This is a genomic window from Kitasatospora sp. NPDC059571, from assembly GCF_042735675.1.
GTDB lineage: Bacteria > Actinomycetota > Actinomycetes > Streptomycetales > Streptomycetaceae > Kitasatospora.
On sequence record NZ_JBHWBW010000298.1, the window covers coordinates 1 to 9651 of the forward strand.

Sequence of the window (9651 nt, forward strand, 5' to 3'; positions counted from 1 at the left end):
TTTATATCACACACCGCCGCCGGCCCCGGCCGCCTCGCGGGGGGCGTGGGCCCGGCGCCCGCCCATTCTGCGTCCCCGGCACCCGGTGTCTGAGTCCGCCGGGCCCGGAAGATCCGGCAGCCTCCCGATGCGGCCCGCACCCCTCACGGCGGAGCCTCGGTACCAGGAAGACCACCGAGGACCACCGGGACCAGGACGAGGTGAACCGCCGTGATGGAGTACGAGCTCTTCATGCAGCGCCAGCGGGAACTCGAGCACCGGGCAGGAACGGAACGGCTCGCCCGGGAGGCCGCACAGGTCGACGGGCCGCAGGCCGGCAGACTGCGCCGGTTCGCCCGGAGCCTGCGGCACGTCCAGGCCGCGCCGCTGCGCACCGCCGGACCGGCCGGATGCTGATGGCCCGCGGACAGGGGGAACGGGCCGGGGAGGACGCCGCGGGCGCCCTCCCCGTCGGCCGTCCGCTCCCTGGGACCGCGTCTCAGTTCGTGTCCGAATCCTGTGCCATGCTCGCCAGCATGGAGCAGATTTCGGTCAGCCCCGTCTTCGTCGGCCGCGGCCGCGAGACCGAGTTCCTCGGCACCGCACTCGCCCGGGCCGCCGCGGGCGAGCCCGGGGCCGTCCTCGTCGGCGGCGAGGCCGGCATCGGCAAGACCCGGCTCGTGGAGGAGTTCCTGCACGGCGTCGGCGACCCGGTCGTGGCGGCCGTCGGCGGCTGCCTGGAGGTCGGGGCCGAGGGCCTGCCCTACGGCCCGCTGGCCACCGCACTGCGCCGGCTGCACAGCGAACTCGGACCGGCCTTCGAGGCGGCCGCGGCCGGCATGGAGGGACACCTGGCCCGCCTGATGCCCGAGTTCGGCGAGGCCGACGCCGGCCCCAACGACGAGTTCGGCCGCGCCCGGCTGTTCGACCACACCGCGCGCCTGGTCGAGCGCCTCGCCGAGGACCGCACCCTCGTCCTGGTCGTCGAGGACCTGCACTGGTCCGACCGCTCCACCCGGGACCTGCTCGCCTACCTGATCCGCACCCTGCACCGCGCCCGGGTGCTCATCATCGCCACCTACCGCAGCGACGACCTGCACCGCCGCCACCCGCTCCGGCCCCACCTGGCCGAACTGGAGCGGCTGCGCACCGTCCGGCGGATCGAGCTGGAGCGCTTCGGCCCGGCCGAGACCACCGCCCAGCTGGCCGGCATCCTCGGCACCCCGGCACCCGACCGCGTCCTGGTCGACCGCATCCACCGCCGCGCCGAGGGCAACCCGTTCTTCGTCGAGCAGCTCGCCGCCGCCCAGCGCGAGGGCTGCACCGCCGGCATCCCCGACAGCCTCCGCGACATCCTGCTGGTGCGGGTCGAGACCCTGCCCGACGACACCCAGCAGGTCCTGCGGATCGCCGCCGAGGGCGGCACCCGGGTGGAGCACGACCTGCTGGCCGCCGTCCTCGACCGCCCCGAGGAGACGCTCATCGAGGCGCTGCGCACCGCGGTCGGCGCCGGCGTGCTGCGGCCCGACACCGACGGCGACGGCTACTGCTTCCGGCACGCCCTCGTCCGCGAGGCGGTCTCCGACGACCTGCTGCCCGGTGAGCGGCACCGGATCAACCGCCGCTTCGCCACCGTCCTGGCCGCCGACCCCGGCCTCGTCCGCGGCGAGGCCCTCGCCGCCCGCCTGGCCAACTACTGGTACCACGCGCACGAGGCCGAACGGGCCCTGCCGGCCGCCCTGGAGGCCGCCCTGCAGGCCCGGCGCCGCAACGCCTTCGCGGAGCAGCTGCGCATGCTGGAGCGCGTCCTCGAACTCTGGGACGACGTGCCGCAGTCCGAGCGCAGCACCCCGGTCCGCCCGTACGACCGGACCGAGACCTACCCGTCCTGCGGCTGCTCGGGCGAGCAGCACGAACCGGGCTGCGCTGGCCTGCAGCTCGTCGACGTGCTGGCCGAGGCGGTCGTCGCGGCCCGCCGCAGCGGCGACTGGGACCGCGCCGTCGCCCTGGTGAAGCAGGCCTTGGCCCTGCTGGACGAGGAGGTGGAGCCGGCCCGCGCCGCCTGGTTCCGGGTCCAGCTCGCCAAGACCTGCGGCCACCTGGAGCGGCCGGACGGCGGCGAGATCCAGTACGCCTACCGGCTGGTCTCCGGGCTCGGCCCGTCCGCCGTCCAGGCCGAGGTGCTGGCCATGGAGGCCGCCCAGGGCATGCTCGGCAACCCGGACCGTTCGCACATGGCCGTGGCCGAGCAGGCCGCCGACATCGCCCGCCGGGTCGGCGCCGACGCGGTCGAGCAGCACGCCCGGATCACCCTGGCCGGCCTGCACGGCGAGTTCGGCGAGCCGGAGCGCGCGGTCGCCCTGCTCACCGACGCGATCGGGCGGGCCCGCGAGACGGGCGCCGCCGACGTCCTCTGCCGGGGGCTCAACAACCTGTCCTGCCTGCTGCAGGGCCTCGGTCGGTCCGCGGAGTCCCTGGAGTGCTCCCGCGAGGGCCTGCGGGTGGCCGGGCGCACCGGACTGCTCGGCACCGCCGGCGGCTGCCTGACCGGCAACCTGGTGGAGGCCCTCACCGCGCTGGGCCGCTGCGCCGAGGCCGCCGCGACCCTCGACTCGTGGGAGTACGGGCCGCCGCTCGACCCGTACCACGAGTTCCTCGACCGGCTCCGCGGCGAACTGCGCTTCCTCGCCGGCGACCTGGAGCGCGCCGCGGAGCTGAACCGGCGGGCCCGAGCCGCCGACCTCGCCCGCCAGCCGCAGAACGTCCTGCCGTCCGCCATGCTCGCGGTGCGCATCCACGCCCGGCAGGGCAGGCCGCTCGCCGCACGCAACGAACTGCTCGCCGTCCTCGACATCGAGCTCACGGCCGGCCACGAGGCGCTGCTGCTGCCCCTGCTCGTCCACGGCGCCGGCGCGGAGGCCGACTCGCGCGGCCTGCCCGCCGCCGACCTCGGCCGGCCCGTCGTGCTGCGCCGGATCGCCGAGACCGCCGCCCGGCTCGACCCGCTGGTGCCGCTGCACCGCGCCTGGGCCCGGCTGCTGGACGGCGAACTCGCCCGCGCCCGGGGCGCGGACGCCCGCGAGCACTGGGACGCCGCGATCGCCCTGCTGCGGCCGCTCAAGCTGCCGGGGCCGCTGGCCCTGGCCCTGCTGCGGGCCGCCGAGAGCGCCGCCGCGGCCGGCTGCCGGGACGAGGCCCGCGCCCTGCTGGACGAGGCCGCCGGCGCCGCCCGGGCGAGCGGCGACCGCTACCTGGAGGAGGAGGCCGCGCACCTCGCCGAACGCGCCCGGCTGACCGGGGAGAGCGCCGCCCCGCCGCGCGAGGGCGCGCCGGCCGCGGCCGAGGAGCCGGCCCTCGGCCTCACCCCGCGCGAGCGGGACGTCCTGCGGCTGCTCACCCTCGGCCGCACCAACCGCCAGATCGCCGAGGAGCTGTACATCTCGCCGAAGACCGCCAGCGTGCACGTCTCCAACATCCTCGCCAAGCTCGGGGTGGGCGGCCGGGGCGAGGCGGCGGCGGTAGCCCACCGGCTGCGGCTCTTCGAGGCCGAGAACGCGGTCTGAGCGCTGTGTGGGCCGAACGGGGGGCGTGCGGATCACCGGCCGGGCGCCCACCCGGGCCGCGTGCGCCAGCACGCTCCGAAGCCGCCCGTGTCGCGGCCCCGCCGCGGGCCGTACCCACGCCCGGCCCATTACTCTAAGTTGAGCCTGTGTGTCGTTGAGTGACCGAAGTGGTGTAGTGTCACGAGTGGGAACACCGGTGCGGCACTGCGGAACGGGCCCACTGCGACAGTGTGGTGACGTCGCGTCAGCTCTGGCCGGCAGCCGTACAGCCGAGGTTCGGGCGCCGACGGGGCCCGGGCCGGAGGGGGAGATGTCGAGTGAACTCCACCGATGCGGTGCTGCCCGCCGTGTCCCCCGCCGCAGCCGCAGCCGCCGCACCCGCGGAGCCCCGCACACCCGGCCTGCCGCGCCGCCTGCTGGCCCGGACGACCCGCACCGACAGCGTCCCGGCCGGCCTGCTGGTCCTGCTCGGCGGCGGGTACACCGCCGGAGCGGCCCTCGGCTGGGGATCGCGCGAGCTCTCGCTGGTCATGGGCGACTTCGGCCTCGCGGCGGCGGCCCTGGCGGCCGCCGTCTCCTGTCTCGCCCACAGCGTCCGGGTGGCCGGCCCGGCCCGCTCGGCCTGGGTGCTGTTCGCCCTCTCCTCGGCCACCGTCGCCTTCGGCAACGGCGCCTGGGGCTGGTACGAGGTCGTGCTGCGCGCCCCGCTGCCCCCGGACTCGCCCGCCGACTACGCCTTCCTGCTCTTCGCCCCGCTCGCGATCACCGGCCTGCTGGTGCTCGCCCAGCGCCCGCGCACCCCGGCCGGCTGGCTCTGCCTGCTGCTCGACGGCTGGCTGGTGGCCGGCTCGCTGTTCACCCTCAGCTGGAGCCTGGCGCTCGGCCGCACCGCCCAGGGCGACTCCGGCGACCCGCTCCAGGTGGCGCTCGCCCTCGCCTACCCGGTGATGGACATCCTGCTGGTCAGCCTGGTCGTCGGCCTGCGCTTCCGCGGCCGCGACGGCAACCGCGCGGCGGTCCACACGGCGATGGTGGGCCTCGCCGTCACCGTGGTCTGCGACGCCCTGTTCACCTCGCCCGAGCTGCGCAGCAGCTACCACTCCGGTGAGCTGCTGGACGCCGGCTGGTTCGCCGGCAGCCTGCTGCTGGCCTGGGCGCCGTGGTCGCCGGACGCCCGCCGGCACGCCCGTGAGCACCCCTCGGCGGGCGGCCTGCCGCGCCGCCGGGTCGCCTCCACCTTCAGCGCGCTCACCCCGTACGCGGCCGCCGCGGTCTGCACCGCCGGCATCCTCTACAACGCGCTCGGCGGCGGGCACCCGATCGACCGGGTGGTGCTGGCCGCGGCCGCCACCGTCGGGCTGGCCCTGATCGTGCGGCAGGGCGTGATGCTGCTCGACAACCTCTCGCTGGCCCAGGAGCTGGCCCACAAGGAGTCCCACTTCCGCTCCCTGGTCCAGGGCTCCAGCGACGTCATCATGATCGCCCGGGCGGACGGCGTGCTCTCCTACGTCTCGCCGGCCGCCCTCGGCGTGTACGGCCGCGACCCCGAGCAGCTGGTCGGCGGCAACCTGCTCAACCTCGTCCACCCCGAGGACGTCGACCGGGTGCTGCGCGAGGTGCGCCGGTTCGTGGCCCGCGGCCACGGGGCCGGCCGCGGCGACGGCGAGCCCTCCGCCCGGGTGGAGTGCCGGATCCGCTCCGGCGCCGGCGAGTGGCTGCACGTCGAGTCCACCGTCAACCGGCACCGCGACGGCCTGATCCTCAACAGCCGCGACGTCACCGAGCGGGTCCGGCTGCAGGCCCAGCTCCAGCACAACGCCTTCCACGACCCGCTCACCGACCTGCCCAACCGGTCCCTGTTCGCCCAGCGGGTCGGCGCCGCGCTCGGCGAGGGCCCCGGCGCGCGGCCGGGGGAGCGGGCCGGCGAGCGCGCGGCCGGATACTGCGGCGGGACGCCGCCCGGGGCGGCCGACCCGGGCCACGCCGTCGCCGTGCTCTTCGTCGACCTGGACGGCTTCAAGGCGGTCAACGACACCGTCGGCCACCAGGCCGGCGACGAACTGCTGGTGCAGGCCGCCGGGCGGCTGCGCCGCGCGGTCCGCTCGGGCGACACGGTGGCCCGCTTCGGCGGCGACGAGTTCGCCGTCCTGGTCTGCGGCCGGCTCGACGCCGGCGCCATCCAGGAACTCGCCGAGCGGGTCCGCGCCGCGCTCTCCGAGCCGTACCGGATCGGCGGCACCGAGCTCGGCGTGGCCGCCAGCATCGGCATCGCCATCGCGCCGGCCGCCGCCGCGGCCGCCGACCCCAAGGCCGGCACCGACGAGCTGATGCGCAACGCCGACCTCGCCATGTACCGGGCCAAGTCGGCCGGCAAGGGCCGGGTGGTGCTCTACGACCCGGCCATGCGCGCCGACGTCGAGCGCCGCACCGCACTGGAGGGCCGGCTGCGCACCGCGGTGCGCGAGGGCGGCTTCACCCTGCTCCACCAGCCGCTGGTGGACCTCGCCACCGGCCTGGTGGCGGGCGTCGAGGCGCAGGCCCGCTGGCGGTCCGCCCAGGGCCTGCTGCTCACCCCGGCCGAGTTCCTGCGCACCGCCGAGCAGGGCGACGCGGCGACCAGGTTCGCCCGCTGGATGCTGCACGAGGCGGTGGCGGCGGCCGCCACCCGCCGGCGCGAGCGGGCCGGCGCCGTCCCGGTCTGGGTCCGGCTCTCCGCCGAGCGGCTCTGCGCACCGGGCCTGTACGAGTCGGTCGCGGCGGCGCTGCGGGACACCGGGCTGCCGGCCGACCAGCTGGTCGTCGAGCTGGCCCGGACGGGCCCGGACCAGATCGCCGACGAGGTGGGGCGGCGGCTCTCGGCACTGCGCCGGCTCGGCGTGGGCACCGCGGTCGGCGGCTTCGGGGCCGGCGGCGGCTCGCTTCGGGCGCTGGCCCGCCTCCCGTTCGACACGCTGAGACTCGACCGCAGCCTCGTCCAGGACGTCGCCGACTCGGCGCTGACCCGGGCGCTGGCCGGGCACGCGCTGCGGCTGGGCCGCGACCTCGGCCTGGTGACCGCCGCCGAGGGCGTGGACCACCCCCGGCAGGCCGCCGTGCTCCAGGAGTTGGGCTGCCGCCAGGCGCAGGGCCGGGTGTTCGCCCCCGCCCTGGACGAGCAGCGGCTGCGGCGGGCACTGGCCCGCCGGGCGTACCCGCTGCCGCGGCCGCTCGGCACGCTCGCCGGGCGGCGCCCGCACCTGGGTGCGGACCCCCGTCCGAGTGGCCGCGCGGAGAGCGCGCCGGGCCGCTCCGGACACCATCACACCCCTTCCGACCTGCCGGAACGGCATACGGTGGGCGGTCCGGCAGGCGGTCCGCATGGCGAGACGGCCGTCCCACCAGCTTGACACCCGACACCGCAGGGGAGGAAGGTCGGTGCCATGCGCACCCGAATTCTCGTACTTGGCGGGCGCGTCGGCTGAGTGGGCCCGTGTGCTCCACTTCGGACAGACCGACGCGCCACCCCTCGCATGCCCTGGGCACGAGGGGTTTTTTGTTGCACGCGAACCGTTCCACCCACGCCAGACCACTGGCCCCAACCGCCTCGAATCGGGACGATTGGGACAGAGCCGGAGATCGGCCCACCGCACGGCAGGACCCTCAACTGCCCGGGCCGGCAGAACCCGAGAAGAGACAGGCAGATGACTGAGCACGCCGCATCCCCCCGCCGCGGGGACACCCCGGCAGCCCACGCTCCGGGTCACCAGACCACCGAGACCATGACCGGCGCGCAGTCGCTCATCCGCTCGCTCGAGGCCGTGGGCGCGGACACCGTGTTCGGCATCCCCGGCGGCGCGATCCTCCCGGCCTACGACCCGCTGATGGACTCCACCAAGGTCCGCCACATCCTGGTCCGGCACGAGCAGGGCGCCGGCCACGCCGCCACCGGCTACGCGCAGGCCACCGGCCGGGTCGGCGTCTGCATGGCCACCTCGGGCCCCGGCGCCACCAACCTGGTCACCCCGATCGCCGACGCCTACATGGACTCCGTCCCGATGGTCGCGATCACCGGCCAGGTCGCCTCCAAGGCGATCGGCACCGACGCCTTCCAGGAGGCGGACATCTGCGGCATCACCATGCCGATCACCAAGCACAACTTCCTGGTGACGGACGCCGCCGAGATCCCCCGGGTGATCGCCGAGGCCTTCCACATCGCCGCCACCGGCCGCCCCGGCCCGGTCCTGGTCGACATCGCCAAGGACGCGCTGCAGTCCACCACCGTCTTCCGCTGGCCGGTCGAGACCTCGCTGCCCGGCTACCGCCCGGTCACCAAGCCGCACGCCAAGCAGATCCGCGAGGCCGCCAAGCTGCTGGTCTCGGCGAAGAAGCCGGTGCTGTACGTCGGCGGCGGCGTGCTCAAGGCGCAGGCCAGCGCCGAACTGCGGATCCTCGCCGAGCTCACCGGCGCCCCCGTGGTCACCACCCTGATGGCGATCGGCGTCTTCCCCGACAGCCACCCGCAGCACCTGGGCATGCCCGGCATGCACGGCTCCGTCCCCGCCGTCACCGCGCTGCAGAAGGCCGACCTGCTGTTCACCCTCGGCGCCCGCTTCGACGACCGGGTCACCGGCAAGCTGGACAGCTTCGCCCCGTACGCCAAGGTCGTGCACGCCGACATCGACCCGGCCGAGATCGGCAAGAACCGCCCGGCGGACGTGCCGATCGTCGGCGACGCCCGCGAGGTCATCGCCGACCTGATCGTCGCGGTCCAGGCCGAGTACGACGCCGGCCACAAGGGCGACTACGTGGACTGGTGGACCAAGCTCAACGCCTGGAAGAACACCTACCCGCTGGGCTACGAGCCGGCCCCGGCCGGCGAGCTGTCCCCGCAGCAGGTCATCGAGCGGATCGGCCAGCTGGTCGGCCCGGACGCCATCTACGCCGCGGGCGTCGGCCAGCACCAGATGTGGGCCAGCCAGTTCATCACCTTCGAGAAGCCGGCCACCTGGCTCAACTCGGGCGGCGCGGGCACCATGGGCTACGCCGTCCCGGCCGCGATGGGCGCCAAGGCGGGCATGCCGGACACCGCGGTCTGGGCGATCGACGGCGACGGCTGCTTCCAGATGACCAACCAGGAGCTGGTCACCTGCGCGCTGAACAACATCCCGATCAAGGTCGCGGTGATCAACAACGGCTCGCTGGGCATGGTCCGCCAGTGGCAGACGCTCTTCTATAACCAGCGCTACTCCAACACCGTGCTGCACGCCGGCCCCGACCACAAGGGCGTCGAGCCGCCGGCCAAGGGCACCCGGATCCCCGACTTCGTCATGCTCTCCGAGGCGATGGGCTGCGTCGGACTGCGCTGCGAGCGCCCGGAGGACCTGGACGCGGTGATCAAGCAGGCGATGGAGATCAACGACCGGCCGGTCGTCATCGACTTCATCGTCCACCAGGACGCCATGGTCTGGCCGATGGTCGCCGCCGGCACCAGCAACGACGAGATCCTCGCCGCCCGGGACCTGCGCCCCGACTTCGGCGACGACCTCGACTGACGGCCCCGACCAACCGATAGAGAGCCAATGACCGCCATGTCCAAGCACACCCTCTCCGTCCTGGTCGAGAACAAGCCCGGCGTGCTCGCCCGCATCGCCTCGCTGTTCTCCCGTCGGGGCTTCAACATCGACTCCCTCGCCGTCGGCCCGACCGAGCACCCGGACATCTCCCGCATGACCATCGTGGTCAACGTCGAGGACCTGCCGCTGGAGCAGGTGACCAAGCAGCTCAACAAGCTGGTCAACGTGATAAAGATCGTCGAGCTGGACCAGGCCCAGGCCGTCCAGCGCGAGCTGGTCCTGGTCAAGGTCCGCGCGGACGCCGAGTCCCGGTCGCAGATCGTCGAGATCGTCCAGCTCTTCCGGGCCAAGACCGTCGACGTGTCGCCCGACGCGGTGACCATCGAGGCCACCGGCAGCAGCGACAAGCTGGAGGCCATGCTGCGGATGCTGGAGCCGTACGGCATCAAGGAGCTCGTGCAGTCGGGCCTGGTCGCGATCGGCCGGGGCGCCCGGTCGATCACCGACCGCTCGCTGCGCGCCCTCGACCGCAGCGCGTAGCCGGCCGTCGCGCGGGC

Annotated in this window: 5 protein-coding genes; all 5 read left to right on the forward strand. The window is 74.9% G+C overall.

Annotated elements, in window-relative coordinates:
* The first annotated feature begins 213 nt into the window (after positions 1-213).
* Positions 214-396, forward strand: coding sequence for a hypothetical protein (locus ACFV0G_RS26750; protein ID WP_380553046.1), 183 nt, complete (start codon positions 214-216; stop codon positions 394-396).
* Between the two features lie 119 nt (positions 397-515).
* A complete protein-coding gene (locus tag ACFV0G_RS26755) occupies positions 516-3542 on the forward strand; it encodes an AAA family ATPase (RefSeq protein WP_380553049.1) in 3027 nt (1008 codons plus the stop codon).
* Positions 3543-3859: 317 nt separating this feature from the next.
* Positions 3860-6928: a putative bifunctional diguanylate cyclase/phosphodiesterase gene (locus tag ACFV0G_RS26760; protein ID WP_380553051.1), complete on the forward strand. Its 3069-nt coding sequence runs from the start codon at positions 3860-3862 to the stop codon at positions 6926-6928.
* A 294-nt stretch (positions 6929-7222) separates the two neighbouring features.
* Positions 7223-9073, forward strand: a complete 1851-nt coding sequence (locus ACFV0G_RS26765; protein WP_380553054.1) for an acetolactate synthase large subunit — start codon at positions 7223-7225, stop codon at positions 9071-9073.
* A gap of 36 nt (positions 9074-9109) precedes the next feature.
* Complete coding sequence (ilvN, locus tag ACFV0G_RS26770; protein WP_380553057.1) at positions 9110-9634, forward strand: acetolactate synthase small subunit; 525 nt, start codon at positions 9110-9112, stop codon at positions 9632-9634.
* Positions 9635-9651: the final 17 nt, after the last annotated feature.